The sequence below is a fragment of the Pseudoclavibacter sp. RFBA6 genome (genome assembly GCF_002931575.1).
Lineage (GTDB): Bacteria > Actinomycetota > Actinomycetes > Actinomycetales > Microbacteriaceae > Pseudoclavibacter > Pseudoclavibacter terrae.
In genome coordinates this window covers 19,603-46,197 of the sequence record NZ_PSUA01000007.1, presented here as the reverse complement: position 1 = coordinate 46,197, position 26,595 = coordinate 19,603, and the positions used below count along the sequence as shown (strand labels likewise).

The 26,595-nt window shown below is 70.0% G+C and carries 24 protein-coding genes and 1 tRNA gene; 8 read left to right on the top strand and 17 right to left on the bottom strand.

Annotation, left to right across the window (positions count from 1 at the left end):
- The first annotated feature begins 55 nt into the window (after nucleotides 1-55).
- On the top strand, nucleotides 56-319 hold the full coding sequence (locus C5C17_RS05560) for a hypothetical protein (RefSeq protein ID WP_146079087.1): 264 nt from the start codon (nucleotides 56-58) through the stop codon (nucleotides 317-319).
- A 125-nt stretch (nucleotides 320-444) separates the two neighbouring features.
- On the opposite strand, the gene C5C17_RS05555 is transcribed toward C5C17_RS05560, so the two are convergent.
- Complete coding sequence (locus tag C5C17_RS05555) at nucleotides 445-1,656, bottom strand: carbamoyl-phosphate synthase large subunit (protein ID WP_104252395.1); 1,212 nt, start codon at nucleotides 1,654-1,656, stop codon at nucleotides 445-447.
- 183 nt (nucleotides 1,657-1,839) lie between these two features.
- Between C5C17_RS05555 and C5C17_RS05550 the strand changes: the two genes are divergently transcribed.
- Nucleotides 1,840-2,925: an NERD domain-containing protein gene (locus C5C17_RS05550; protein WP_104252394.1), complete on the top strand. Its 1,086-nt coding sequence runs from the start codon at nucleotides 1,840-1,842 to the stop codon at nucleotides 2,923-2,925.
- Nucleotides 2,926-3,001: 76 nt separating this feature from the next.
- On the opposite strand, the gene C5C17_RS05545 is transcribed toward C5C17_RS05550, so the two are convergent.
- The 4 genes from C5C17_RS05545 to C5C17_RS05530 all read right to left on the bottom strand — a co-directional run bounded on the left by C5C17_RS05545 (nucleotide 3,002) and on the right by C5C17_RS05530 (nucleotide 7,452).
- Nucleotides 3,002-3,076: transfer RNA gene (locus C5C17_RS05545), tRNA-Gln, on the bottom strand.
- Between the two features lie 98 nt (nucleotides 3,077-3,174).
- Complete coding sequence (locus C5C17_RS05540) at nucleotides 3,175-4,260, bottom strand: NAD(P)/FAD-dependent oxidoreductase (protein WP_104252393.1); 1,086 nt, start codon at nucleotides 4,258-4,260, stop codon at nucleotides 3,175-3,177.
- Nucleotides 4,261-4,768: 508 nt separating this feature from the next.
- The gene (gene gltX, locus C5C17_RS05535; protein ID WP_104252392.1) at nucleotides 4,769-6,292 is read right to left on the bottom strand and encodes a glutamate--tRNA ligase; all 1,524 of its coding nucleotides are present in this window, start codon (nucleotides 6,290-6,292) and stop codon (nucleotides 4,769-4,771) included.
- A gap of 41 nt (nucleotides 6,293-6,333) precedes the next feature.
- The gene (locus C5C17_RS05530; protein WP_104252391.1) at nucleotides 6,334-7,452 is read right to left on the bottom strand and encodes a GNAT family N-acetyltransferase; all 1,119 of its coding nucleotides are present in this window, start codon (nucleotides 7,450-7,452) and stop codon (nucleotides 6,334-6,336) included.
- Nucleotides 7,453-7,645: 193 nt separating this feature from the next.
- Between C5C17_RS05530 and C5C17_RS05525 the strand changes: the two genes are divergently transcribed.
- Genes C5C17_RS05525 through C5C17_RS05505 form a run of 5 tightly spaced genes read left to right on the top strand, consistent with a single transcriptional unit; the run spans nucleotide 7,646 to nucleotide 12,619 of the window.
- A complete protein-coding gene (locus C5C17_RS05525) occupies nucleotides 7,646-8,590 on the top strand; it encodes a siderophore-interacting protein (RefSeq protein ID WP_104252390.1) in 945 nt (314 codons plus the stop codon).
- Nucleotides 8,587-9,600 carry an iron ABC transporter permease gene (locus C5C17_RS05520; protein WP_104252389.1) on the top strand — a complete coding sequence of 338 codons (1,014 nt, stop codon included), beginning with the start codon at nucleotides 8,587-8,589 and terminating at the stop codon, nucleotides 9,598-9,600. Before C5C17_RS05525 ends, C5C17_RS05520 begins: the two co-directional genes overlap by 4 nt.
- Nucleotides 9,597-10,667 carry an iron chelate uptake ABC transporter family permease subunit gene (locus tag C5C17_RS05515; RefSeq protein ID WP_258065979.1) on the top strand — a complete coding sequence of 357 codons (1,071 nt, stop codon included), beginning with the start codon at nucleotides 9,597-9,599 and terminating at the stop codon, nucleotides 10,665-10,667. The genes C5C17_RS05520 and C5C17_RS05515 overlap by 4 nt, the downstream gene beginning before the upstream one ends.
- The gene (locus C5C17_RS05510; protein ID WP_104252388.1) at nucleotides 10,664-11,530 is read left to right on the top strand and encodes an ABC transporter ATP-binding protein; all 867 of its coding nucleotides are present in this window, start codon (nucleotides 10,664-10,666) and stop codon (nucleotides 11,528-11,530) included. The genes C5C17_RS05515 and C5C17_RS05510 overlap by 4 nt, the downstream gene beginning before the upstream one ends.
- A gap of 54 nt (nucleotides 11,531-11,584) precedes the next feature.
- On the top strand, nucleotides 11,585-12,619 hold the full coding sequence (locus tag C5C17_RS05505; protein WP_104252387.1) for an ABC transporter substrate-binding protein: 1,035 nt from the start codon (nucleotides 11,585-11,587) through the stop codon (nucleotides 12,617-12,619).
- 121 nt (nucleotides 12,620-12,740) lie between these two features.
- Here the strand turns inward: C5C17_RS05505 and C5C17_RS05500 are convergent, their stop codons facing one another.
- The 10 genes from C5C17_RS05500 to C5C17_RS05455 form a co-directional block, all read right to left on the bottom strand.
- Nucleotides 12,741-13,283, bottom strand: a complete 543-nt coding sequence (locus C5C17_RS05500; RefSeq protein WP_104252386.1) for a heme-degrading domain-containing protein — start codon at nucleotides 13,281-13,283, stop codon at nucleotides 12,741-12,743.
- Nucleotides 13,276-14,328 carry an L-glyceraldehyde 3-phosphate reductase gene (gene mgrA, locus C5C17_RS05495; protein WP_104252385.1) on the bottom strand — a complete coding sequence of 351 codons (1,053 nt, stop codon included), beginning with the start codon at nucleotides 14,326-14,328 and terminating at the stop codon, nucleotides 13,276-13,278. The genes C5C17_RS05500 and mgrA overlap by 8 nt, the downstream gene beginning before the upstream one ends.
- Nucleotides 14,329-14,361: 33 nt before the next feature.
- Nucleotides 14,362-14,973, bottom strand: coding sequence for a bifunctional 4-hydroxy-2-oxoglutarate aldolase/2-dehydro-3-deoxy-phosphogluconate aldolase (locus C5C17_RS05490; RefSeq protein ID WP_104252384.1), 612 nt, complete (start codon nucleotides 14,971-14,973; stop codon nucleotides 14,362-14,364).
- A complete protein-coding gene (locus tag C5C17_RS05485) occupies nucleotides 14,966-15,715 on the bottom strand; it encodes an IclR family transcriptional regulator (RefSeq protein WP_104252383.1) in 750 nt (249 codons plus the stop codon). Before C5C17_RS05485 ends, C5C17_RS05490 begins: the two co-directional genes overlap by 8 nt.
- 13 nt (nucleotides 15,716-15,728) lie before the next feature.
- Complete coding sequence (locus C5C17_RS05480; protein ID WP_258065977.1) at nucleotides 15,729-16,679, bottom strand: sugar kinase; 951 nt, start codon at nucleotides 16,677-16,679, stop codon at nucleotides 15,729-15,731.
- Nucleotides 16,648-18,156: a tripartite tricarboxylate transporter permease gene (locus C5C17_RS05475; protein ID WP_104252382.1), complete on the bottom strand. Its 1,509-nt coding sequence runs from the start codon at nucleotides 18,154-18,156 to the stop codon at nucleotides 16,648-16,650. Before C5C17_RS05475 ends, C5C17_RS05480 begins: the two co-directional genes overlap by 32 nt.
- Nucleotides 18,153-18,665, bottom strand: coding sequence for a tripartite tricarboxylate transporter TctB family protein (locus tag C5C17_RS05470; RefSeq protein ID WP_146079086.1), 513 nt, complete (start codon nucleotides 18,663-18,665; stop codon nucleotides 18,153-18,155). Before C5C17_RS05470 ends, C5C17_RS05475 begins: the two co-directional genes overlap by 4 nt.
- A 13-nt stretch (nucleotides 18,666-18,678) precedes the next feature.
- Nucleotides 18,679-19,656 (bottom strand): tripartite tricarboxylate transporter substrate binding protein, encoded by a 978-nt coding sequence (locus tag C5C17_RS05465; protein WP_104252380.1) that lies wholly within the window; start codon nucleotides 19,654-19,656, stop codon nucleotides 18,679-18,681.
- Nucleotides 19,657-20,007: 351 nt separating this feature from the next.
- Nucleotides 20,008-20,778 (bottom strand): fumarylacetoacetate hydrolase family protein, encoded by a 771-nt coding sequence (locus C5C17_RS05460; protein WP_104252379.1) that lies wholly within the window; start codon nucleotides 20,776-20,778, stop codon nucleotides 20,008-20,010.
- Between the two features lie 76 nt (nucleotides 20,779-20,854).
- Nucleotides 20,855-22,456, bottom strand: a complete 1,602-nt coding sequence (locus C5C17_RS05455) for an APC family permease (protein WP_104252378.1) — start codon at nucleotides 22,454-22,456, stop codon at nucleotides 20,855-20,857.
- A 199-nt stretch (nucleotides 22,457-22,655) separates the two neighbouring features.
- Here C5C17_RS05455 and C5C17_RS05450 point away from each other — a divergent pair, with 199 nt between their 5' ends.
- Nucleotides 22,656-23,969, top strand: a complete 1,314-nt coding sequence (locus C5C17_RS05450) for an LCP family protein (RefSeq protein ID WP_181028497.1) — start codon at nucleotides 22,656-22,658, stop codon at nucleotides 23,967-23,969.
- Nucleotides 23,970-24,085: 116 nt separating this feature from the next.
- On the opposite strand, the gene C5C17_RS05445 is transcribed toward C5C17_RS05450, so the two are convergent.
- Both C5C17_RS05445 and C5C17_RS05440 read right to left on the bottom strand, forming a co-directional pair.
- Nucleotides 24,086-25,666 carry an APC family permease gene (locus tag C5C17_RS05445; protein ID WP_104252376.1) on the bottom strand — a complete coding sequence of 527 codons (1,581 nt, stop codon included), beginning with the start codon at nucleotides 25,664-25,666 and terminating at the stop codon, nucleotides 24,086-24,088.
- The gene (locus C5C17_RS05440; RefSeq protein WP_104252375.1) at nucleotides 25,663-26,589 is read right to left on the bottom strand and encodes a universal stress protein; all 927 of its coding nucleotides are present in this window, start codon (nucleotides 26,587-26,589) and stop codon (nucleotides 25,663-25,665) included. The genes C5C17_RS05445 and C5C17_RS05440 overlap by 4 nt, the downstream gene beginning before the upstream one ends.
- Nucleotides 26,590-26,595: the final 6 nt, after the last annotated feature.

Here is a 26,595-nt window from a genome sequence, read left to right as displayed (position 1 = left end):
AGTCTCCCAGGAGGCTCAGACGACTCGTGGATGCACGCTCGCTACGGTCGCCGGCATGGTTAATCTCAAGAAGCGGGTGTCCACTGTCATCGCCGGTGCCGTCGTCGCGGGTGGCCTCATGTTCGGCGGGGCGACCGCCGCCCAGGCGGTGACGCCCAACTACAGCGTCGGCCCGTTCGCCACGGTGAGCGAGTGCGAGGCCGCGAAGATCACCTACATCTCCTCCTGGACGAAGATCAGCCAGGGCTGCACGTACTACCCGCAGCAGGGTGGCTTCGTCGACAACGGCTACTACTTCCACTACCGCGCGATCGCCTGATCGGGGTCGCCGGCACCACACGACCCAGCGAGCGATGCCCTCCGCCACACCGAACGTGGCGGAGGGCATCCTCGTTCATAGGCCGCCGCAGTTGCCGACAGTGGTGCGGGCGGCGGCCAGACAGCTCAGACGCGCTGCTCGTGCACGGCCTCGAGCGCCGCGCGGTCCTCCGGCAGCATCCCGTCGATGGGCTCGCCGTTCCAGACGATGTCGGCACCGAGCGCGGCGAGCAGCTCCGTGCGCTCTCCGTGCGAGAGCTGGGCCCCGTGCACGATCGTCGCCGGGCTCCACAGCATCGCGAGCTCGTCGTGCCACCCCGCGCCGACGTCGCGGACGTGGAGCAGGTCGTGGAGCGACTTCGGGAGGTGCCTGATGGGCTCGGCGAACGCATCCGCGAGCACCGCCAGCTTCACCTGCCGCTCGACGCCGGGCGCGACCACGAACGGCTCGGGGTTCGTGCCAGCGATGGCCTGCGAGACCTCCTCAGCCTCCAGCAGGATGACGCCGCTCGTGGGCCGCGGGTTGCATTCGATGGCGAACAGCCCGCCGTCGTTGTCGACGAAGTCGAACGACAGCTGCCCCGTGTAGCTGGAATCGAGCGCGTCGACGAGCTTCTGCGTGTAGTCGAGCGTCTCCGCGCTGTCGATCGCGAGGAACGAGATGCCCGTGCTGTGCGCCCACTGCTCGGGCGCGCGGTAGGTGCAGTGCGCCGTCACACGGCCGTCGACGACGATGCTGTACGTGCAGATCATCGGCCCATCCACGAACGGCTGCACGAGCCACGGCTGGTCGGGGGTCGGAACAGCGTCGTCCACCGACATCTTGCCAGCGAGCGGTCCCGTGTTCGTGAGCAGCCCCACCCCGCCGCGCGAGAACGCGGCGCGCGCGAAGTACCTCGGGTACTGGTCGATCGCCGCCTGCAGTTCCTCAGGACTGTTCGCCACGATCGTCTCCGGCACGGGGACGCCGGCCTCGATGGCGAGGCGCTTGAAGCTGGCCTTGTCGTGCAGGCGGGCGAGCTGCTCAAACCCGCCCGTGAAGACGCTCGTGCCGTCCGGCAGCTCGTGGCCGCGGGCCGCGAGGTAGAAGGCCTCCTCGAACGTCGGGATGATGACGTCGATCCTGTGCTCTTCCACGATGTTCACGAGGTCTTCGATGAACTCGTCCGTGTTGAATCGCGGCGAACTCGTCACGAAGTGCCCCGCGAGGTACCTGGAGTGGTTGCCGATCGCTCCGGCGTACGTGTCGCTCGCGAACACCGTGTGGCCGGTGCTGCCCAGCTTTCGGATGAGGTCGAGCGCGAACGTGTTCCGGGAACTGGTGACGAGCACTCGCACGGGGAGATCCTCTCGAAGGGGAATCGGGGTCCCGCCAGCCTAGTGAGGCTGGCGTCTGCGCCGGAAGCCTGAGTGTGTTCGGCTCCCTGCAACTCCCCGTCGAACTCCCCTGATCATCCCCACGCGTGCGCCGCCCGCCCGGCGTTCCCGCCCGATGTCGGGGGCCGGTGCTGTACTTGGCGTATGGAAACTCAGGGGTGGGTCGCGGTGAGCTTCGTGCTCGGCGCAGCAGTCGCCGTCATCGTCGCGCTCGTCTTCAGGGCTCGGGCGAACAAACGCTGGAAGGCCACGCTCGATGAGCGCGAGAACGCTGCAGAGGCTGAACGGAAGGCGCTTGCCGTCGAGGCGGAGCGAGCACACGCAGCGTTCGACGAGCGACAGCGGGAGCTCCTGCGGACGACGGATGCCCGTCTTGAACAGCTCGCGCAGGCCCACGACCAGGAACTCCAGCGACGCCAGATGGAGCTCGACCACCACCAGCGGCAGGCCAGGCGCTCCCTGGAGTATGAGCTCATTTCGATGGCGGCGATCCTCCAGGGCTGCGCGACCCTTGGGCTGGACGGGGTACTCGCGACCAATACGTGCATCCTCGTCGAGGCAGGCTTGAGCACCAACCGATACGTGACGCAGATCGACCACGTGCTCATCACAACCGCCGGGGCGCTCATCGTCGAGCACAAACGCTGGCGCGGAACCATCTTCGACGGCATCCGACCGAGCGCCGCGAGCACCTCGTACAAGAACCTCATCGACGACTCCAGACTCGATCCACCCTTCGCCGTGCAGATCGCACCCCGAAGCGGCCCGTTCCGAGGCGGCGAAGAGGAAGCCGGCGGGCTCGTCGTGCGCACGCACCTCGGCTCCAAGTCACCGCGCAAGCAGGTCAGAGCGCAGGCCGTGCACCTCTCCAAGCACCTCGACGAGCACCTCGGCGGTGCTCCCTGGATCGAGACGTGCGTGTTCTATTCGAGTTCCGACGCGACCGTCTTCACCGAGACGCGAGCCGGCACCGCGCAGGAGGACAAGACAGCGGTCGTCGCGGGCGAGCGGGAGTTCCTCGACCTCCTTGTGCGCCGAGAGCGGACCACGCGGGAGCGCCTCGACCATGACCTCGTGGAGCGGATGGCGGCGCTCCTGCACGCGGGCGGGGCCAAGATCGATGGCTTCGGAGCGTTCTCGCGCGGACCGGTACCGCTCCTCGCCAGTGAGGTCAACCCGGTGCTGGACACCCCGCCCTCCCCGGCGATGGTCGATGCGCCCACGGGGTGACCCGGACGACCGAGCGCAGCTACGCGAAAAGGCCCCGCTCGGCGGGGCCTTTTCGCGTTGCTTCTGTTGCTCAAACTGGCTGGGGTACCTGGACTCGAACCAAGAACAAAGGTACCAGAAACCTCCGTGTTGCCAATTACACCATACCCCACTGGCACCGAAGCGCCTCAGAGAGCATAGCGCACTCCCGGAGGCTGAACAAATCAGCGTGTCAGCGACCGGAGACGAGAGCCGCGCTCCAGAGCCGAGCTACAGGCCCAGGAGGTCACGATCGACGGCCATGCCCGTCTCCGCGCCGTTGCCCGCGGCGACGATCAGCATCTGCGGGCCAGGGCCCGTCAGCTCTCCGGTCGCGTAGATCCCCGGCACGCTGGTGCGGCCGTGCGCATCCGCGGCCACGAGCCCGAGGCCGTCGAAGTCGATGCCGAGCCCACTCGCGAAGTCGAGCTTCGCCACGTAGTTGGGGCGCACGAAGACCGCCTCCGCGGTCACGACGTCCCCGTCGGCGAGGGCGACCCCCGTCACTCCCCCTGGGCCGCCCTCGACGTCGACCACCTCACGTGTTTCCACGACCACGCCGCGATCGACGAGGTCGAGCTCCTGCAGCGCCCCAAGCTGCCCGTGCCCCGCGAACACGGTCAGCGCGCCGGTGAAGCGCGTCAGCTGCACCGCCCGCTCGTACAGATCCGTCACCCCGGGCGCCGCGATGACCGAGACTCGGCGGTCCCGCTGCGTCCACCCGTCGCACTCGACGCAGCTGTGGATGCTCGTGCCGTAGAAGGCGCGCAGCATCGGCAGCGCCGGCAGCACCTCCGTCAGCCCGGTCGCCAGGATCACCGAACGCGCGAACACCGCCCGGGCCGGCGTACCGCGCACGCCCTTCGCCTCGACCGCGAACCGGTACGGCACGCGCACACCACCCCGGCGACGAGACGCGATCTCGCGCGGATCCGTGCTGACACTCGAACCGTCCTCGGCGGGGACGCCACCCGCCACGAACGCGAACGACCCCTCGAACGCTGCCCCCTGCGAGGCCTCCGCGCCCACCGACTCCTCGTCGCTCAGCGCGCGCACCCGAGAAACCTGGGCGAATTGGATCTCCGCATCCTCGTACGCCTCGACGTCCTCACGCCCCAGCCTGCGCAGCTCGTTCGGAGCCGTGTGGTCACGCGTCAGGAAGCCGTGCGCCTCGAGCGTCGCCGAGTGCCGGGGCCGATTGCCGTCGAGCACCAGCGTCGAGTACCGGTGCCGCGCGAGGATCAACGCCGCCTGCAACCCCGCTGGCCCACCCCCGATGACGACGACGTCGTAGTGCGTGCCCAAGGCCTCGGTCATGCAGTCCTCCCGGAGTCTCCCGCCCGCAAGCTCAGGCCAGCGGGCATCCTCTGAGGGTATCCTCACCCGTCCCGACGTGCGAGGGGCGGCGCGATCCGCGGGCGTCCGGGCGCCATCGGGACCACCCACTCTGCCCCACTCGCGTCCGCTCGCACCTGAGCGCCACAGTCCCGGACACGAGTTTCGGGATGGGTTAATCGCTTCGGGATGGGAAAGAAACCATCCCGAAGCGCGTAACCCATCCCGAAACGAGGTGCGTGCGCGCCCGACGAGCCGCCGAGCGTTCCGCGAAACCTGCGGGCGCCATCGCATACGCCCACTCACGCCGACTGCGCGACTTCACTAGCCCCTCGCCCCCGGACACAAGTCTCGGGATGGGTTAATCGCTTCGGGATGGGAAAGAAACCATCCCGAAGCGCGTAACCCATCCCGAAACGAGGGGGTGAGTGCTCGACGAGCGAGGACGCGCGCGAGGACGCGCGAGCGGACGCGCGCGAGCCGGCGCGCGCTACGCGGCGAGGCGCGAGGCGAGCGAGCGGATGCGCGCGAGCGACTGCTCGCGGCCGAGCAGCTCGAGCGACTCGAAGAGGGGCGGGGAGATCTTGCGGCCGGAGACGGCGACGCGGATCGGGCCGAACGCGACGCGCGGCTTGAGGCCGAGGCCGTCGATGAGCGCGCCCCGGAGCGCCGCCTCGATCTGCCCCGTCGTCCACGCATCCGGCGCGTCGAGCGCGTCGAGGGCCGTGATGGATGCGTCGAGCACGCCGGAGACGTCGCCCTTCAGCGACCCGACCGCCGTGTCCTCGACTTCGAGGTCTGCAGCGTCGACGAAGAGGAAGCCGAGCATCTCCGGGGCCTCGCCGAGGAGCTGCATGCGCTCCTGCACGAGTGGCGCGGCGCGGCCGAGCAGCTCGAGCTGCGCATCCGTCGTCTCGAGCGGGAGCACCCCGGCGAGCTGCAACGGGGCGACGAGGCGTGACGCGAAGTCGTCGGCGCCGAGCAGGCGCATGTGCTCGCCGTTGATGGCCTCGGCCTTGGTGAGGTCGAAGCGCGCCGGGTTCGGGTTGACGTCTTCGACGTCGAACGCGACGATCATCTCGTCCATCGTGAACACGTCGCGGTCGGCGGCGATGGACCAGCCGAGCAGGGACAGGTAGTTGAGGAGCCCCTCGGGCAGGAAGCCGCGGTCGCGGTGGTGGAAGAGGTTCGACTCGGGGTCGCGCTTCGAGAGCTTCTTGTTGCCCTCGCCCATGACGTAGGGCAGGTGACCGAAGCGCGGGATGAACTCGGCCACTCCCACGTCGATGAGCGCGTGGTAGAGCGCGATCTGGCGGGGCGTCGACGAGAGGAGGTCCTCGCCGCGGAGCACGTGCGTGATGCCCATGAGCGCGTCGTCGACGGGGTTCACGAGCGTGTACAGGGGCTTGCCGTTCGGGCGCACGAGCACGAAGTCGGGGAACGACCCGGCCTTGAACGTGATCTCGCCGCGCACGAGGTCGTCGAACGAGAGGTCGGTGTCCGGCACCCGCAGGCGCAGCGCCGGCTCGCGGCCCTCGGCCTTGAGGCGGGCGATCTCGTCGGCGGACAGGTCGCGCTCGTAGTTGTCGTAGCCCATCTTCGGGTCGCGACCTGCGGCGATGTTGCGCGCCTCGATCTCCTCGCCCGTCGCGAAGGACTCGTACAGGTGGCCGGCGTCGCGGAGCTTCTGGATGACGTCGAGGTAGATGTCGGTGCGCTGCGACTGGCGGTACGGCTCGTGCGGCCCGCCCACGTTCACGCCCTCGTCCCAGCCGAGGCCGAGCCAGCCGAGGCCGTCGATGATCTGCTGGTAGCTCTCCTCGGAGTCGCGCTCCGCATCCGTGTCCTCGATGCGGAACACGAAGGTGCCCCCGGTGTGCTTCGCGTAGGCCCAGTTGAAGAGGGCCGTGCGGATGAGCCCGACGTGCGGGGTCCCCGTGGGAGACGGGCAGAAGCGGACGCGGACGTCGCTGCCCGTTGCGGTGGTTACGAGCGAAGAAGAGGATGCAGTCATGAGGCCCCCAGCTTACCGGGGCGTGCGACGGCGCCGGGTGCTCAGTCGAGCACCTTCCGCCAGGCGCCCTCGCTGATGAACGGACGGAAGCCGAGCGCCTCGTTGACGTTCAGCATCGGCCGGTTCTCTTCGGCGTTGTACGTGTAGACGCGCTCGACGTCGGGGTGCAGGCTCCTCCACGCGAGCAGGTTCTCCGCCTTCACGAGCAGGCCGAGCCGGTGGCCGCGGTGCTCGCTCAGCACGAGCGTGTCCTCCTGGTCGGCCCGCTTTGTGCCGTCGGCCATCCGCTGCAGCTCGGTGAAGGCCACGAGCTCGCCGCTCGGGAGGTGCTGGATCGCGCCGACCAGCACCTGGTCGCCGCGGGCGATGGCCGTCGACTCGAGCTCCTCGCGAACGCGCTTCGCGTCCCACGACTGCTCGTCCTCGGCGAGGTCGCCCTGCGGGGCGTCCGTGCTCATCCGCGCCTTGAGCTGCGCGTAGCCGTCGATGTGCTCCTCGGGCGTCGGGTAGGCCCATGACACGTAGCGGTAGTCGTCGCCGGCGATCTCGGCCGCGCCGTCGCGCAGCCCGCGGAGGCCGGCGTCGCGCCCCTCCCCGAGCTCGAGCACGCTCATCCGCTCGACCTGTCCCAGCTCGAAGCCGCGCCCGAGCAGCATCTGGGCGGCCGGGTCGAGGGCGGGGATGTCGCCGACCCCGGTCGGTGACGGGATGCGCGGCCCGTCGACCTCCCGGTGCACGGCCCAGGTGCGGATCTCGGTGCGGCCCGCTTCTCGCACCAGGCGCTCACCCAGCTCGTAGGCGGCGGCCCCGAACCCGCGGCGTCTCGCCTCCGGGTGGATCTCGAGCATCATCTTCGCCACGTTGATGTCTTCCGTGAGCGGGAGGTTGCAGAGGACCCGGCCGACGAGGCGCCCGTGCTCCCGGATGAGACGACCGTCGCGGCGCTCGTACTCGCTCGCTTCGTACCCCGGAAGCAGCACCTCAGCTGGGAGGACGAAGTCGTCGTTGCGGTACGTCTCCCGGGCGACGGTGTTGCGCAACGCCGTCATCTCGTGGAACGCATCGGCCGACGCATCGCCGAGCGATGAGGGGATGTCCAGGGGTTCGGCGGTGAATCCGTCTGGCTGGGTGGAATCGGGGGCGGTGGTGTCGAGCGACATCGGATGCTTCCTGTTGGTGCGGTGAAGCTGCGGCATCGCAGCCGGTCAGGATATCGGGGCTGGGATGCGCACCTCAACGGTTCGGCGTGGCGACCCGATGGATGGGCGACGCGAACGCCCCGCGGAGCGACCACGACGACCAGAACCGTTCCAGAACTGGACGCCAGGGTAAGGCAAGGCTTATCTTTGCTGGGTGACTGCTTCCGCTGCTCTTCAGACCCGCCCCGCCTACCGGCCGTACTGCGCCGAGGTCCGCTCGGTGCAGCATCTGTCGCCGGCGTTCACTCGGGTGACCTTCACGTGCGAGGAGTTCGAGCACTTCGGCACCACCGGGCTCGACCAGCGGATCAAGCTCATCCTTCCCATGGCCGACGGCACGACCAGCGACTTCGGGCAGCGCGACCAGGAGGTCCTCGACGCCGGCCTCTGGTACGAGCGCTGGCGCGAGACGCCGACGGCAGAGCGCAGCCCCCTGCGCACGTACACGGTTCGCCGAGTCGACCCGGATGCACGCGAGATCGACGTCGACTTCGTCGTGCACCACGGTGCTGGCCCCGCGGGAGCCTGGGCCGAGACCGCGAAGCCCGGCGACGACCTCGTCATCGTGGGCCCCGACCAGCGCAGTGAGCACTCGCACCTCGGCGCCGACTGGCACCCCGGTACAGCCAAGCGCCTGCTCCTCGCGGGCGACGAGACCGCGGTCCCCGCGATCGGCTCCATCCTCGAGTCGCTCGACGGGCGGTGCGAGGTGGATGCGCTCCTCGAGGTGCCGACGAGCGCCGACATCATCCGCATCGACGCGCCCGCGAACTTCCGCATCACGTGGCTGCCGCGCGACGGCGCCAAGCACGGGGCGCGCCTCACGGAGGCCCTGACCAGCTGGTGCGAGGCCTCCCCCGACGCGCTCGCGCAGGCCGCATCGCCCCGCCCGCAGCAGATCGCCGACATCGACGTCGACGTCGACCTCCTTTGGGACAGCCCAGCAGACGGCGAAGGTGAGTTCTACGCGTGGATGGCGGGGGAAGCGGCGACCATCAAGACGCTCCGGCGCCACCTCGTGACCGTGAACGGCGTCGACCGCAAGCGCGTCGCCTTCATGGGGTACTGGCGCCTCGGCCAGTCCGAGCACCAGGAATGATCGCGGGCGCACGCGCGCGCCGCATCCGCCTGGTCGCCGTCGGCGCCGTCGCGCTGCTGATTGCCGCCGTGATCCTGAGCCTCCTCATCGGAGCCCGCCCCATCGCCCCCTCCGTGGTCCTGGATGCGCTGCTCTCCCCCGATCCAGAGCTCGCGGACCACACCGTCGTGCGGGACCAGCGCATCCCCCGCACGCTGATCGGCCTCCTCGCGGGCGCGGCGCTCGCCGTCGCGGGCACCCTCATGCAGGGCATCACCCGCAACCCGCTCGCCGACCCGGGACTCCTCGGCATCAACGCGGGGGCCTCCGTCGCCGTGCTCGTGGCCATCACGTTCTTCAGCATCTCCGCGCCGACCGGATTCGTGTGGTTCGCGTTCGCGGGAGCCGCCGTCGCCGCCGTGGTCGTGGCCTTCGTCGGCACTCGGGGGCCCGACGGCGACAACCCGGCGAAGCTCGCGCTCACCGGGGCCGCGTTCACCGCCGGCCTCACCGCGGTGACCACCCTCATCTTGACGACCTCCATCGTGGCGCTCGACGTCTTCCGCTACTGGCAGGTCGGAGGGCTCACCTCGCGTGGCCTGGACACCGTCGCCGTCGTCGCCATCCCGCTCCTGGTCGGCGGCATCATCGCCGTCGCGAGCGCGCGCGGCCTCGACCTCATCGCCCTCGGCGCCGATACCGCGGCAGGCCTCGGGCAGAACGTGGCCCGCACCCGCGCGCTCGGCATCCTCGCGACCGTGCTGCTCTGCGGGGGCGCCACGTCGATCGCCGGCCCCATCGTCTTCATCGGGCTCCTCGTGCCCCACGCGCTCCGCGCCATCGTCGGCGACGACTACCGGCGCCTCCTCCTCATCGGCGCTCCCCTCGGCGGCGCCGTCCTGCTCATCGCCGACATCGTCGGCCGCGTCATCGCCCTCCCCGGCGAGGTGCAGGCCGGCGTGGTCGTCGCCTTCGTCGGCGCCCCGGTCCTCATCGCGCTCGTGCTGCGCCGAAAGCAGGTGGCGCTGTGACCAGGCTCGATGCGCTCCCCATCACCCCCGCCGATGGGGCGGACACGAGAGCATCCCCCCTCGAAGCGGTGCGGGCGCGCGTCCGCCGCCGCCGTTCAGCCGTCCTCATCGGACTCAGCGCGGCCCTGGCCGCGGTTGTCCTCATCGGCGTGACGACGGGCGACTACCCGCTGACGCTCGAGCAGCTCAGCCGCACCCTCTTTGGCGGCGGCGACCGCCTCGAGACGTACGTGCTGTTCCAGGTGCGACTCCCCCGGGTCCTCATGGGCGTCCTCGTGGGGGCCTGCCTCGGCGTCGCCGGCGCCCTGCTGCAGGGCGTGCTGCGGAACCCCCTCGCGAGTCCCGACCTCCTCGGCATCAGCGGTGGCAGCAGCGTCGCCGCCGTGTTCCTGCTCCTCGCCTTCGGCGTCACCGGGCCGCTCCTCGCCGCCGCCGCGTTCGCCGGAGGGCTCGCCGTCGCGCTCGTCCTCCTGCTCGCAGCCGGCCGGCGCGGCGAAGCCGGCTTCCGTCTCATCCTCGCCGGCATCGGCATCTCGTTCCTCTGCGTCGCCATCATGAACTACCTCATGGTCCGCAGCCAGGTCGAGCTCGCGCAGGCCGCACTGCTCTGGGTCACGGGCTCCCTCGCATCCACCGCCTGGTGGCACCTCCTCGTCGTCGGCGTCGTCGCCGCCGCCGCGCTCCCCGCCGTGACGCTGTCGGCCCGCTGGCTGCCCATCACGCAGCTCGGCGCATCAACGTCCGCCGGACTCGGCGTCAGCACCAGTCGGGTGCGGATGATCGCGGTCCTCACCGCAGTCCTCCTCACCGCCGTCACCTGCGCCTTCGCGGGCCCCATCTCCTTCATCGCCCTGTGCGCGCCCGCCATCGCCAGGTCGCTGCTCGGCCACGGCGCCATCGGCGTCGGCGCGAGCGCGGTCACCGGAGCGGTCCTCCTCACCGGCGCCGACCTCGTCGCGCAGTTCGCGATCCCCGAGACCTCACTGCCGGTCGGAGTCGTCACCGGCGCCGTCGGCGCCGTGTTCCTGCTCTGGCTCCTCGCCTCGACGAAAGGACGCCAGCTGTGACCGGCGACGACTCCGCGCTTGCCCCCACCGTCGACCCTTCCGCGACCACCGGTCCGGGCCCGCGCCTCTCGGCACGCGGCCTGTCCGCCGGCTACCCGGGCCGCACGGTCATCGAGGGGCTCGACCTCGACATCACCCCCGGCCGCATCACGATGATCATCGGCGCCAACGCCTGCGGCAAGTCCACCCTCCTCGGCGTGCTCGCCCGCCTCACCGCACCCCTCGCGGGCAGCGTTCACCTCGACGACCTCGACGTGGCGAGCATCCCGAGGCGCCGGTTCGCGCAGACCGTCGGGATGCTCCCCCAGCATCCGACCGCCCCCGACGGTCTCACGGTCGCGGAGCTCGTCTCCCGCGGACGCCACCCCCACCGCGGACTCTTCGGCCGCTGGGGTCAGGCCGACACGAAGCACGTCGACGAGGCCATGCGCCGCACCGGCGTCGCCGAACTCGCCGACCGCCCCGTCGGCGACCTCTCCGGCGGGCAGCGCCAGCGAGTGTGGATCGCGATGTCGCTCGCCCAGAACCCCGAGGTGCTCCTCCTCGACGAACCCACGACGTTCCTCGACCTCAGCCATCAGCTCGAGGTCCTCGACCTGCTCGTGAGCCTCAACCGGCGCGAGGGCACCACCATCGTGGTCGTGCTCCACGAGCTGAACCTCGCCGCCCGCTACGCCGACGAGCTCATCGTCATGCGGGACGGGCGGATCGTCGCAGGCGGAGCCCCCACCGACGTCCTCACGAAGGAGGTCGTCGCCGACGCGTTCGCGCTGGACGCACTCGTCATGCCCGACCCTCTCACCAAGACCCCCCTCATCGTCCCCGTCCCGGGCGGCGCCCACACCGGCAACGAGCCCGCCTAGTCCCGCCGCACCCCGACTTCCTCACTTCACACCCCCGCTCGAAAGGAACCACCCATGCACCGAATCCTCCGACCGATCGCCGCAGCAGCGGTCGCAGTCGCGGCGCTCGCGCTCAGCGCCTGCGCCCCCGCCGCCACCGCCACCGACGCGGGGGCGGCGGCCGCCGCCCCCGGCGACGCATCCAGCTTCCCCGTCACCTTCGAGCACATGTACGGCAGCACCACGATCGAAGAAGCACCGACCCGCGTCGCGACGTGGGGCTGGGGCGTCACCGACGCGGTGCTCGCCCTCGGCATCGTCCCCGTCGCCATGGCCTCGATGGACTACGGCGGAGGCGAGGACCGCATCGCGCCGTGGGTGTCCGACAAGATCGAGGAGCTCGGCGGCGAGACCCCCGTCATCCTCGACAACGCCACCTACGAGCTCTCCGTCGAAGCGCTCCTCGCCACCGACCCCGACGTGTTCATCGCGTCGTACTCGGGGCTCACGCAGGAGGAGTACGACGCCGTCACGGCAGCCGGCGTGCCGGTCGTCGCGCCGGAAGAGGCCATCTGGTCGACGCCGTGGCGCGACGTCATCACCGACACCGGGAAGGCACTCGGCCTCGAGTCGGACGCCACCGCGGTCCTCGCCGACCTCGACCAGCAGGTCGCCGACCAGGCCGCCGAGCACCCCGAGTTCGAGGGCACCACCATCGCCTACGCCTCAGAGGACGTCGACACCTTCTACCTGCTGCTCGAGAACGACCCGCGCGTCGAGCTGCTCACCGACCTCGGGTTCACGAGCGCGCCGTCCGTCGCGGAGCTCGCCACCGGAGAATCGACCTTCTCCACCACGGTCTCCAGCGAGAACCTCGACCGGATCGACGCGGACGTCGTCTTCACGCAGACCGAGACCGAGGAGCAGCTGCAGACGTTCCTGACCTCGGACCGCACGAAGCTCATCCCGGCCGTCTCGAAGGGCGCCGTCGCGGCACTCGTCGGCGAGGAGAACGGCGCGGCCATCTCGCCGACCGCGCTCTCGATCCCCTTCTTCCTCCCGACGCTGGTCGAGCAGCTCGCCACCGCCACGGAGGTCGCGAACAGCTAGCCGCGGCGCTCACGCGCGCGCAGCGAAGATCGCTGCCAGTCGATTCGCCCTTCGGGGCACCCCGGAAGGGCGAATCGGCTGGCAGCGATCGTGCTGTCCGAGCCCGATTCTGCGCGAGCCGCTACGCCTCGGCGAGGAACTCCCGCAGCTGCTCGACGACGAACGCGTGGTCCTCGACCTGCGGCAGGCCAGAGACGCCGACCGCGCCGACGACACCGACCCCCTCGATGCGCACCGGAAACACCCCACCGTTCGCGGCGACCTCGTTGGGGTCGAGCCGCGCCTCCTGCTCGTACACCCGGCCGAGGGAGCGGAACAGCGCGCCGACGCCAAGCGATGACTGCTCGAAGTGCAGAACCGCCCGCGTCTTGCGCTCGAGCCACGCGTCGTTGTCCGGCACAGCCCCATCGAGCGCAGCGTGGAAGACTCGCTGCTGGCCGACGACGATGCCGATGACCACCGGCAGCGAACGAGCTGCCGCCGCCTCGCGCATCCGGGAGCCGAGCCGCCACGCGTCATCACGCGAGAACCGGGCGAAGATCAGCTCGGCCTCCTCGGCGCGGATGCGCGTGAGGTCGGCCCGCGCGCTGGCTTGGGCCCCGCTCTCCTGCAGCTGCTCCGGCGCCCGCGCCTCGGGCTGGACCCGCGCGTGCGCGTCAGGCATCCGACGACGCCGTCCAGATGTTGATGCCGCCGTCGACGGCGTGCGTGTCGATCTCGGCCAGCTCAGCCTCGGTGAACGGCGCGGCGTCGAGGCACTGCACGAGGTCGTCGAGCTGCGAGGTGCGGGACGCGCCGATGAGGGCCGAGGTGACCCGCTCATCCCGCAGCACCCACGCGATCGCGAGCTGGGCCAGCGTCTGCCCGCGGCGCTCGGCGATCGCATTGAGCGCTCGCACCCGCTGGAGGTTCTCCTCGCTGAGCATGCCGTCGCGCAGCGTCTTGCCCTGCGTCGCCCGCGAGCCCTCGGGAACTCCGCCGAGGTACTTGTTCGTGAGCAGCCCCTGCGCGAGCCCGGAGAACGCGATGATGCCGGCGCCGGCCGCCGCGTTGGCCTCGAGCACGGACGGCTCGCCGTCCTCGATCCAACGGTTGAGCAGCGAGTACGACGGCTGCGAGATGAGCAGGGGCGTGCCGAGCTCACGCAGCAGCCCAGCGATCTCGGCGGTGCGCTCCGCGGAGTACGAGGAGATGCCGACGTACCGAGCCTTCCCGCTGCGCACGATCGCATCGAGCGCCGACGCCGTCTCTTCGAGGGGTGTCTCTGGATCGAACCGGTGGCTGTAGAAGATGTCGATGTAGTCGGTGCCGAGCAGGCGCAGGCTGTTCTCGAGGCTGCCGATGAGGTGCTTGCGACCGCCGCCAGAGCCGTTCGGCCCCGGGTAGACGGGGTAGCCGGCCTTCGTCGAGAGCACGAGCTCGTCGCGGAGCCCCGCGAAGTCCTCGCGCAGGATGCGGCCGACGTTGGCCTCGGTCGAACCGAAGGGCGGGCCGTAGCCATTCGCGATGTCGAAGTGCATGATGCCGAGGTCGAAGGCGTGGCGCAGCAGCTCCCGCTGCTTCGCGATCGGGGTGTCGTCGCCGAAGCCGTGCCAGGTGCCGAACGAGATTGCGGGCAGCTTCAGGCCGCTCCGGCCGACGCGGCGGTACTGCATGCGCTCGTAGCGGTCGTCTGCGGGGCTGTAGCGGGGGGTGAGTTGGGCAGTCATGGGTTCTCTTCCAGTCGAGTGCGGCGGGCGGGTTCAGCGGGTGGCGGCGGATGCGCCGAGCGCGGAGAGGAGGGGCAGCTGCGCTTCGTCCTCGAGGGCGCTCCCGACGGCCACCACGTCGGCGCCTGCGCCGAGGTATTCGGCGGCGTTGGCGGCGCTGATGCCTCCGGTCGCGACGATGCGCACCTCTGGGAACGGGCCGCGCATCGCCGAGAACCAGTCGACGCCGAGGACGCTGGCGGGGAACGCCTTGACCCAGGTGAGGCCGAGACTCTTGGCGAGCTGGATGTCGGTGCCGCTCGCCACGCCAGGCAGCGGCGCCAGACCGGCCTCGAGCGCGGCCTCGATGACGGCGGGGTCGAGGCCTGGTGCGACGGTGAAGGATGCGCCCGCCTGCTTGGCGTCGCGCACGTGGGCCAGCGAGATGACGGTGCCGGCGCCGACCGCGTGACCGCCAGGCTCGGCGGCGCGGACCACCTCGCGCAGCGCCTCGAGCGCCCGCTCGTTCTGGATGGGCACCTCGACGCTCGAGATGCCAAGCGACCAGGCGAGCCTCGCGAGCTCGACGCTGCGCTCTGGGGTGTATCCGCGCAGGATCGCCATGACGGGCGACGTGGCGAACATGGTGTCGAAGGTGTCAGTCATGTGGCCTCCAGCCGATGTCGTGGGAGATGGCGAGGACGACGTCGTTCAGTCGCTCCTGCCATTCCGCGAGCGCCTCGAGGTCGGCGCTCGCCTTCAGTGCTGTGATGGACACGGCCGCGACGACCGTGTCGCTCGCATCGCGGATTGGCATCGCGATGCAGTTGATGAAGTTCTCGTACTCCGCGTCGTCGACCGCCCAGCCCCGCTCGCGGGTGCGCTCGAGGTCGGCGTCGAGGGCGGCCCGGGACACGAGCGTGTTCTCCGTGTACGGCGTGTACTCGTAGCCCTCGAGCATCCGGTCGGTCTTGGCCGCATCCTGGTTGGCGAGCACCGCCTTGCTCACACCCGCCGTATGGAGGAGCACTGGCTGCCCGATCTGCGAGTACAGGCGGACCATGCCAGGCTGCTCGATCTTGTCCGCGTAGACGATACGGTCTCCCTCGAGGACGGCGAGGTGCACGGTGTGCGTGCAGTCCCTGCCGAGTTCTTGCAGCACTGGGCGGGCGATGTTGCGGAGGTCGAACTGGTCGCTCGCCGCCCGCGCGAGGCCGCTCAGTCGGTAGCCGACTCCGTACCTGCTGTCGGCGTGCCGGCGGGTGAGGCCGGTCTCCGTCAGCGTCTGCAGCATCCGCAGCGCCGTCGACCGGTGCACGCCGAGCTTGGCCGCGATCTCCGACTGGGTGCGCGGCGCGAGGCTCACGTACTCGAGGATCTCTGCAGCGCGGTGGATGCTCTGGGACATGGTGGTGCTCCGATCAGGCCGGGACGAAGTCGTGCGTGCTCCCGAGGGTGCGGGCTGCGAGCCCGTGCCCCCGGTTCAAGCACACGTCGACGGGTTCGCCGCCAAGCATGGCACCGAGGTAGCCGGCGGTGAAGGCGTCGCCTGCCCCGACCGCTTCCACGACGTCGACCGGATGCGCGGGAACGAACTCGACCGTGGTCCCGCTGTCCGCGGCCGCGACCTCTGTGGCCCCCACGCTGCCGTCCTTCACGACGAGCCTGCCGCGCAGGCCGAGCGAGGCGTGCAGCGTCTCGGGATGCCCCTCACCCCAGAGGGTCTCGGCTTCGTCGCGGCCGACGAAGACGAGGTCGGCGAGGGTCGCGAGCTCGGCGAGCCGCGGGGCGGCGGCTTCCACGCTCCAGAGCCCCGGCCGGTAGTTGACGTCGAAGGACACGACGATTTCGCGACGCCTCGCCTCGAGCATGACGGCCTCGAGCATCCCGGCGCAGCCCGCGGAGAGCCCCGCGGTGATGCCTGTCACGTGCAGGGCCGCGACGCCCCGCCAGTCGAGCTGTTCGAGCACCGTCGAGTCCATGCGGGACGCGGCCGAGCCCGCCCGGTAGTAGTAGACGGTCGTCTCTCCCTCGCCTGGGTCCTTGAAGTACACCCCGGTCGGTGCTCCCGCGATGAGCTGCACCCCGGCCACGTCGACGCCGCTCGCGCGGACCTCGTCGAGGAGGCGCCACCCGAGCGGGTCGTCGCCGAGCCAGCTGACCCAGCTCGCCGGCACGCCCGAGTCGGCGAGGTACATGGCGACGGTGGATTCGGCGCCGCCCGCCTTGACGGCGAAGCTCACGGCCTCGCGCAGGGGCGCCACGTGCGTCGGGGTGACCATGGCCATCGTCTCGCCGAGGCACAGCACCCGGCCAGCGTCCGGCCCAGGTGCGGACGGGCTACTTGAGAATGGGCTCTTCGGTGCGCTCACGCGACGACCGTCCTTTCAGCAGGGCGCGGATGCGCGGGGCGAGGACGGCGATGATGCTCAGGATGATGAGGGTCAGCGCGATGGGGCTCGTGAAGACCGCGCCGTAGCCGTCGATGAGCAGCGCGCGTCGGAGGTTGCCCTCCGCGAGCGGCCCGAGGATCAGTCCGAGCACCAGCGGGCCAGGCGGGAAGCCGAAGCGCCGCATCGCGAGGCCGAGGATCCCGAAGGCGAACATCAGCACGACATCGAAGACGGAGTTGGAGACGGCGAACGTGCCGACCATGCAGAACGTGACGATGACCACCGAGAGGTAGCGCTTCGGCATGGCGAGCAGCTTCACGACCCCGCGCATCCGCACGAGGGCAAGGGCGAGCGCCAGCACGGTCGCGACCAGCATGATCGCGGAGAGGCTGAACACGAGGTCAGGCCGGTTCGCGAAGAGGCTCGGTCCTGGCTGGAGGCCCCAGACGATCATGGAGCCGAGCATGACGGCCATGACCGAGTCGCCGGGCACGCCGAGCGACAGGGTCGTCGTGACCGAGCCGCCCATGGTCGCGGTGCTCGAGCTGTCGGCCGCGGCGACTCCTTCGAGCGCCCCCTTGCCGAACTTCTCCGGCGTCTTCGACGCGCGGCGGGCCTGGTCCCAGGCGATGACGCCTGCGATGTCCCCGCCGGCGGCCGGGATGACCCCGACGACGGCGCCGATGCCGGTCCCGATGGCCGTGGGCTTGCGCAGCAGCTTCCGTTCCGACTTGCTCGGCCACCACTTGCCGAGCTGGGTGATGGGCTGCGGTTCTGGCCCCTGCTTGGCGGAGATGACCTGGTTGAACACCTCGGCGATGCCGAAGAGTCCGATGATGGCCGCGATGAACGGCACGCCGCTCGACAGCTCCGGGATGCCGAAGGTGAAGCGCTGGTCGCCCGAGATCGGGTCGTTGCCGATCGTGCCGAGCCACAGGCCGAAGGCTCCGGCGGCGAGCCCCTTCATGACGCGGTCGCCTGAGACGCCGATCATCATGGTGAGCCCGAAGACGACGAGCGCGAACATCTCGATCGGGCCGAAGCTCAGCGCGAAGCCCGAGATGGGTTGGGCGAGGAACACCAGGATGAGGATGCCCGCGAACGAGCCGACAGCTGAGACGAGCGCCGAGCTCGTCAGCGCGATGCCCGCCTTGCCCTGCTTCGCCAGCGGGTATCCGTCGAAGGTCGTCGCGATGGACGCGGGCGTGCCGGGCGTGTTGATGAGGATGGACGGCACACGGTCCCCGAACTGCGCCGCGATGTAGATCGAGAGCAGCACGGCGAGACCCTGCAGCGGCTCCAGCGTGAGCGTGAAGCCCGCCGCGAGGGCGACGGCCATCGTCGCTGTGACCCCGGGGATCGCGCCCACGAGCGTCCCGAGGAGCACGCCGATGACGAGGCACAGCGCGATGGTGGGGTCCATGAGGGCGCCGAGGCCCTCGGTGATGCCGTTCACAGCGGCACCCCCAGGAGGACTCCGAAGACGCCGTAGAGCACAACCGTGACGATGACGGGGAACAGCGCGAGGTCGCGCCAGCCGCGACCCCCGAGCACGAACGTGAGGCCGGCGGCGAGGAGCAGCGTGACGATCACGAAGTGCAGGAAGTACCAGGCGACGCCGTAGGCCGCGATGGCGGCCAGCATGAGGAGCATCCGGACGAGGCCGCGCCTCGTAGGGGCATCCTCACTCGCCGCGTCCGGTCTGCGGATGGCGACCCCGACGAGCAGCGCGCCGAGGACCACGATCCCCACGCCGAGCAGGGTCGGCCACCAGCGTGGGCCGAATGGGTCGCCGCCCGTTGCAGGCACGACCGCGAAGGCCACGGCGATGGATGCACCGCCGACGGCGATCACGCCCGCCGCGATGAGCAGCTCCCTGCGCCGGCTGACCGGCCGCGAGTCGGTGGACTCCTCGTTGATCCCGAGGGCCACGTCGAGAGGGTTCGCCTCGACTGATCTGTCCATGACGGTCACGTCTCTACTCGCCGAACAGCTCGGCGAAGCGCTCGTGCTCCGCCGTCACGAAGTCGGTCGCCTCGTCGCCGGGGATGAACACGGGGATGTTGCCGCCGGACTCGATGAGCTCGATGTACTCGGAGCTGCCCGCGGCAGTCTCGATCGCCGCCTGGAGCGACTCCTTGACGGCGGGGTCCAGTCCTGCCGGGGCTCCGATGGCCGCCCAGCTGCCGATGACGACGTCGTAGCCCGCTTCTCCGGCCGTGGGGACGTCTGGCAGTGCGGGGGCGCGCTCCTCGGTGAAGACTGCGAGCACGCGGAGGCGGCCGTCCTCGTTGGCAGGCGCAGTCTCGCCGATACCGGCGACGACCGCGTCCACCTGTCCGCCGACCGCGGCCGTGACCGCGGGGGCGCCGCCGTCGAAGGGCACGCCTTGGAACTCGACGCCCGCGACGTTGCCGAGCTCGGTCGCACCAGCCTCCCAGATCGAGCCGGGGCCGGCGTTCGAGATCGTGACGCTGCCCGGGTTGGCCTTGGCCGCCGCGACGAGGTCTTCGAGGGTCTCGTACGGGCTGTCCGCGGGAACCGCGATCGTGCCTGGCTGCTCGTTGACGATGCCCAGGAAGTCGTAGTTGGCAGGGTCGATGTCGTAGCCCTGGTGGCCGAGCATGCTCACCTCGACGGGGAAGACCATGATCGAGTACCCGTCGGCGGCCAGGCTGGCGACGTGCGTCATGCCGACAGAGCCGGCCCCGCCCGGGCGGTTGTCGACGACGATCGACTGGCCGAGCTCCGCCTCGAGCTGACTCGCGAGCGTTCGCGCCGTGAGGTCGGTCGCGCCGCCCGCCTGGGTGGGCGTGTAGAAGGTGATCGACTGCGCGGGGAAGTCCTCGCCGCCGGCCGTGCCGCCCGCACGGTTCGCGCAGCCGGAGAGGGAGAGCACTGTCGCCGCGGCGGCGAGCAGCGCGAGGGGCGCCAGTTTCGAAGGACGTCGCTTCATCGGGGTTCCATCCACTTCATCGGGAATGTGTTGCACATGTTGCAACGCGGTTGCACTTACTGCACACATCGTATGAAACAGTGGATTCACGCGCAAGCCCCGCCCGGCAATCTCGCTGTCGCTCCGAGCGGCGCGGCCGAGCCCCGCATCCCGTGCGCACGCCGCACAACGCACGACGCACGACGCACAACGCACAACGCACAACGAGGATCGCCGCCAGTCAATGTGCCCTTTCGGGGCGCCCAGACGGGCACATTGACTGGCGGCGATGGGCCAACGCAAGGTCGGCGGGGCTCCAGCTACGGGCGGCGAGCGCGGCTCAGCGCGGCGAACTCTGCGGAGAGCGCGGCCCTAGCGGGCGGTGACGGGGTTCGAGAGCGAGCCGATGCCCTCGATCGTGCAGGTGACGGTGTCGCCCTTCGCGAGGGGACCGACGCCCGCGGGAGTTCCGGTGAGGATGATGTCGCCGGGCAGCAGCGTGAACACGCTCGACGCGTACTCGACGAGCTTCGCCACCGAGGTGATCATCTGCGAGAGGTCGCCTTCCTGGCGCAGCTCCCCGTTGACCTCGGCCGTGATGCGGCCCTTCGACGGGTCGAAGTCGGTCTCGATGATCGGGCCGAGCGGGCAGAACGAGTCGAAGCCCTTCGCGCGGGCCCACTGGCCGTCGCTCTTCTGCAGGTCACGGGCCGTCACGTCGTTCGCGATCGTGTAGCCGAAGATGACCTGGCCTGCATCGGCAGCCGGCACGTTGCGGGCGACCTGGCCGATGACGACGGCGAGCTCAGCCTCGTGGTCGACGCGCTCGGACTGCGGGGGCAGCACGATGGGGTGGCGTGGGCCGATGACCGAGGTGTTCGGCTTGAGGAACATCATCGGGACCTCGGCGGCCTCGTTGCCGAGCTCGTTGGCGTGCTCCGCGTAGTTGCGGCCGAAGCCGATGACCTTCGAGCGGGGCAGTACGGGCGACTGCAGCTGCACCTGGTCGATCGGGATGCGTTCGTCGAGCGTCTCGTAGCCGAGGTAGAGGGGGTCACCCGCCAGCTTGACGTAGACCTTCTCCTCCTCGTCGAGGATGCCGAAGGTGAGCTGACCCTGGTATTCGAAGCGCGCGATCTTCACCGGGCCAGCCTACAGCGGCCCCGGCCGCCCGCGGTCGGGCGACGCCCAGCCGCGTCGCGCCAGGTCGCGTCGCGAGCTACTGCAGGGCCGGGGCCGGCTCCGCGTCGCCGTCGGCGCCCGTCTTGATGGTCTCGCCGCGGAAGAAGCCGGGGCTGCGGAAGTACTGCACGACCATGAGCACGACCCCCAGCAGGAGCACCCCGACGCCGAGCACGAACACGAGGCCGATGCCGTCCTGGGCGATGCCGTCCGCGTCGTAGCTGGTCGCGAAGATCGCCGAGCCGGATCCGAACGACGGCGAGAGCGACGCCCTCGCGGTCTCGAAGAAGAAGTAGAGCAGCGCGAGGCCGCCGAGCAGCGGGAACAGGAACCGGAAGAACACGTTGCGCGTGGATGCGAACAGGGAGCGACGGAAGTACCAGACGCAGGCGAGCCCGGTGACGCCGTAGTAGAAGCAGACCATGAGGCCGAGGGCCGCGATCGTGTCCCACAGCGCGTTCTCGGAGAGGAGGCGCAGCACGATGTAGAAGGCGATGGCGGCAACGGCCGAGGCGATCGTCGCGACCGACGGCGACTTGAAGCGCGGGCTGACGCTCGCGTACGCCTTGGGTAGCGCCCCGTAGTGGCCCATGGCGAGCAGCGTGCGCGACGGAGACACCATGGTCGACTGCAGCGAGGCGGCCGAGCTGAACATGACGGCGACGGTCATGAGCAGCGCGAACGGGCCCATGATCGGCTCCGCGAGGGAGGCGAGGATGCTCTCCTGGTTGTCAGGGTTGCCTGCGCCGAGCCCCTCCTCGCCGATCCCCGCGTAGGCGAGCACGGCCAGCGTCATGAGCACGTAGATGGCGACCATGACGAAGATGGTGAGCATGGATGCGCGTCCCGGGGTCTTCTCCGGGTCCTTCGCCTCCTCGTTCATCGTGATGACCGTGTCCCACCCCCAGAAGAGGAAGATCGACAGCGAGACTCCCGCGGAGATCGCGGCGAGGGAGCCCACCTCGAACGGGTTGAACCAGGACAGCTCGATGGGCGTCGCGTCGAACGCAGTGCCGTTCCCGACGTGCACGAACGCCGCGATGATGAACCAGACGATCGCGATGAGCTGCACCACGACGAGCACGTACTGCACCTTCTTCGTCGACTCGACGCCCCGATACGAGATCCATGCCGCGAGCGCCGTGAAGATCACGGTCATCGGGATGTTGATCCACAGCACGCGGGTGAGGTCGGCGAGCTCCGGGTTCTGGAGGATCTGCGCCAGCATGATGAAGAAGAAGTCGACGGCGACCGCCGCCAGGTTGGAGAGCACCAGCACGGTGGCGGCGATGAGCCCCCATCCGCCCATCCACCCGATCCACGGGCCGAACGCGCGGGTCGCCCACGTGAACGAGGTGCCGGAGTCGGGCATCGCCGTGTTGAGCTCCCGGTAGCCGAAGACGACGAGCAGCATCGGGATGAAGCCGACCAGCATGATCGCCGGCGTGTACACGCCGACCTCCGCGATGGTGGGGCCGAGACCGGAGGTGACCGCGTAGGCGGGGGCGATGCAGGAGACGCCGATGACCGCGGCTCCGAGCACGCCGACCTTGCCGGCGGAGAGGCCCTTCGCGCTCAGTCCCCCACCGTGGAGCTCCTCGTTGAGCTTCGTGGCGGCTGAGGTTTCCGATGTTGTCATTTGGTGATGATGACCCATGACCGGGGACCCGTCAATGGGCCGAAACGGCCCGGAAATAAACGCGAATCGACAGAACGGCCAGCGGACGTTCCGGGGCCGTCGGTTTGCAATCCGGCCGGGCCCGCGAGACATTGGCACCTGCTCGCGCGTGTCCTCCCCCTCGAGAGTTGGTGGGCAGCACCCTCGACCGAGAGGCACCATGAAGAGGCCGACAGACCCGCATCCCGTCATCGAGACCCTGCTGGACGGTGCCGACGACGACGCAGCCCGTCCCAGCCCGCGGTCGCCGAGGCGCGCATCCGCACCCTCCGCCCGCCGCCCCAGGACTGGCGAGGGCCGCCACGTGTCCAGGCGCAGGCGGACGAGCTCGAAGTTCGTCAGACGCCGCATCATGGTCGCCGCGGCGGCGGCGGTCTGCGTGACGATGGTCGCCGGCATCAGCTTCGTGTCGGCCACGTACTTCCAGGTCGTCGGCAACCTCGCCGACAACGCGGTCGGCCGCGCCGACGGAACGGGCACCGAGATATCCGGATGGGACGGCGCCGTTAACATGCTCATCATGGGCTCCGACTCCCGGGACGGGCAGACGAGCGCCGACTATGGGGAGGCGGGAGGGGACAGATCCGACGTCATGATGCTCCTGCATGTGTCGGCAGACCGCGAGGACGCGACGCTCATCAGCATCCCCCGCGACACGATGCTGCCGACCCCGGAATGCACGACCCCGGCGGGCGACATCGTGCCAGCGCAGGAGGCCGCGCAGATCAACGCCGCCCTCGAGAACGGGCCGTTCTGCTCGCTCGACACGATCCGCGCCTTCACGGGGCTCCCCATCGACCATTTCATCGTCGTCGGCTTCGACGGCGTCATCGGCATCACGGAGGCGATCGGCGGGGTCGACGTGTGCGTCGAGAACGACATCGCCGACGACTACTCCGGCCTCTACATGACCGCCGGCACGCACAGCCTGCAGGGTGAGGCGGCCCTCGCGTTCCTCCGCACGCGCCACGGCTTCGCAGACGGCAGCGACCTCGGCCGCATCCAGGCGCAGCAGGCGTTCCTCGCGTCCCTCGCACGCAAGGTGACCAGTGCCGGCACCCTCACGAACCCGGGCGCCCTGTACGGCCTCGCCGACTCGGCGTCCAAGGCCATGACGGTCGACGAGGCGCTCGCGCAGCCGAGCAGTCTCGTTGCCCTCGCGCAGACGCTCTCGAACGTCGACCTCGGCCGCATCGTCATGCTGCAGCTGCCCGTCGTGCCGTACTGGGCAGACGCGAACCGCGTCGAGCCGCTGACCGAGGAGACCGACGCGATCTTCGCGACGCTGCGAGCTGACCTGCCGTTGTCGTTCCAGGACGACGAGGCTGCGGATGCGGCCGCCGGGGTGGCCCCGGAAGCCCAGCCCGACGACGCGCAGCAGCCCGATGGGGTGGCGGATGCCCCGAGCGAGCCCCTGACGCTGTCCGACGACATCGTCGGCCGGACAGCGGAGGACACCACCTGCGCGAGCTGACGAAGCACCGCGCACGACGGCAGAAACTGGAGGTGCGCATCCCGATCAGGTGATCGGGATGCGCACCTCCAGTTTCTGTCTCAGGCTCGGCGCGGGCCGGGCGGGAGCGCCGGGCGCTAGTCCTTCAGCACCTCGATCGACTGCGTGTCGCGGTCGTTGCCGATCTGGATCGTCTCGCCGCGGAAGAAGCCGGGGTTGCGGAAGTACTGCACGACCATGATGACGACGCCGAGCAGGAGCACCCCGATGCCGAGCACGAACACGAGCCCGATGCCGTCCTGGGCGATGCCGTCGGCGTCGTAGCTGGTCGCGAAGATCGCCGAGCCGGATCCGAACGACGGCGAGAGCGACGCCACTGCGGTCTCGTAGAAGAAGTAGAGCAGCACGATGCCGCCGAGCAGCGGGAACAGGAACCGGAAGAAGAAGCTCCGTGCGGAGGCGAAGAGGCTGTGCCTGAAGTACCAGACGCAGGCGAGGCCCGTCACGCCGTAGTAGAAGCAGATCATGAGGCCCAGGGCCGCGATCGTGTCCCACAGCGCGTTCTCGGACAGCAGCCTCATGACGACGTAGAAGACGACGGCGGCGATGGCCGAGGCCAGGGTCGCGACCGACGGCGACTTGAAGCGAGGGCTGACGTCCGCGAACCGCTTCGGCAGCGCCCCGTAGTGCCCCATCGCGAGGATCGTGCGCGACGGGGAGACCATCGTCGACTGCAGCGATGCCGCCGACGAGGAGAGGATGGCGAGCGACATGAGCAGCGCGAACGGGCCCATGACCGGGCCGGCGAGCGCCGCGAAGATGCTCTCCTGGTTGTCCGGGTTCCCCGCCCCGAGGCCCTCGGTGCCGATGCCCGCGAAGACGAGCACCGCGAGGGTCGTGAGCAGGTAGATCACCATGATGATGATGATCGTGAGCATGGCGGCGCGGCCCGGGGTCTTCTTCGGGTCCTTCGCCTCCTCGTTCATCGTGATGACCGTGTCCCAGCCCCAGAAGAGGAAGATCGACAGCGAGACGCCGGCGGCGACCAACGACATGTCACCCAGCTCGAACGGGTTGAACCAGGACAGCTCGACGGGAGTCGGGTCGAAGGCAGTGTTGTTGCTCAGGTGCATGAACGCGGCGATGATGAACCAGGCCAGCGCGATGACCTGGAACGCGACGAGCCCGACCTGGATCTTCTCGGTCGCCTCGACACCCCGGTACGAGATCCACGCGGCAAGCGCCGTGAAGAGGATCGTGACGGGGATGTTGATCCACAGCACCCTCGTGAGGTCGGCGAGCTCCGGGTTCTGGAAGACCTGCGCCAGGAGGATGAACAGGAAGTCCACCGCGACGGCGGCGAGGTTCGAGAGCACCAGGACGGTTGCCGCGATCAGCCCCCATCCGCCCATCCACCCGATCCACGGCCCGAACGCGCGCGACGCCCACGTGAAGGTCGTGCCGGAGTCGGGCATCGCCGAGTTCAGCTCCCGGTAGCCGAACACGACGAGCACCATCGGGATGAAGCCGATGAAGAGGATCGCGGGCGTCTGCACGCCCACCTGCGCGATGGTCGGGCCGAGGCCCGAGGTCAGCGTGTAGGCGGGGGCGATGCAGGAGATGCCGATGATGGTGGCGCCGATGACGCCGACCTTGCCGGCGGAGAGGCCCTTGGCGCTGAGCCCGCCCCGCTCCGTGCTGTCTACTGTCTTCGTCATCGCCCTGTTCCTGTCTCAGTGGGTTCGGCACCGCGGGCGCGCTTCGGGGTCTCGGCGGGGAGCACCGCGCGCGGCACGACGATGACCGGCACCGTCAGCACCCGCAGCAGTCGTTGCGCGCGGGCGCCGAGGAAGATCCGGCCTCCCTGCGCGAGTCGGCTGGAGCCGACGAACGCCACGTCGCCCGCACTCCAGTTCGCCTTCTCCAGCGCGGCCTCGAGGTTCTCGCCCTCGACGGTCTCGACGGTCGCCTTCCCGGACTCGAGCAGCGCCTCCGCACGGCCCGCGAGCACGGCGCCGCCGAACTCGCGCACGAATTCCTCGACCTCCTGCACCTGGCTCGGCGGAACGCGGTCGAGCTGCACGAGCGAGAGCAGGCGCAGCTGCACGTCGCGCTGGAGCGCGCTCTCGACGGAGGTGCCGATGAGCGCGGCCGCGCCGGAGCGTGTCCCGAAGAGGGTCGTGATGCGGGTGACGGGGCCCTCCTCCGCGAAGCCGGCCGGCGCGAGCGCCACGGGCAGCGGGGAGGCGTGCAGGAGCGTGGATGCGACGGTCCCGACCGTGAACTGACGCAGGAGCGCCGTCGTGGCCGCCCCGATGACGATCGCGACCGCACCGAACTCAGCGGCGACGTCCATGAGGCCCTGCGCTTCGCCGGAGGCGCTACGCACGACGCCCTGCGCCTGGATGCCCGCAGGCACCTGCGCGAGCGCTTCGCTCATCCACGTGTCGATCTGCTTGCCGATGATGCTGTCGGCGTCGTCGAGCGGCAGCGGGTGCGTGCCGCTGTACGGCGACGTCTCCGGGGTGATCATCGCGATGATGAGCTCCGTGTCCGTGCCCTTGGCGAGGAAGGAGGCGAGAGCCAGGGCGTCGTGCCCTCGGTCGCTCGCGATGTAGCCCACTACGAAACGCTGCGTCATGCTGCC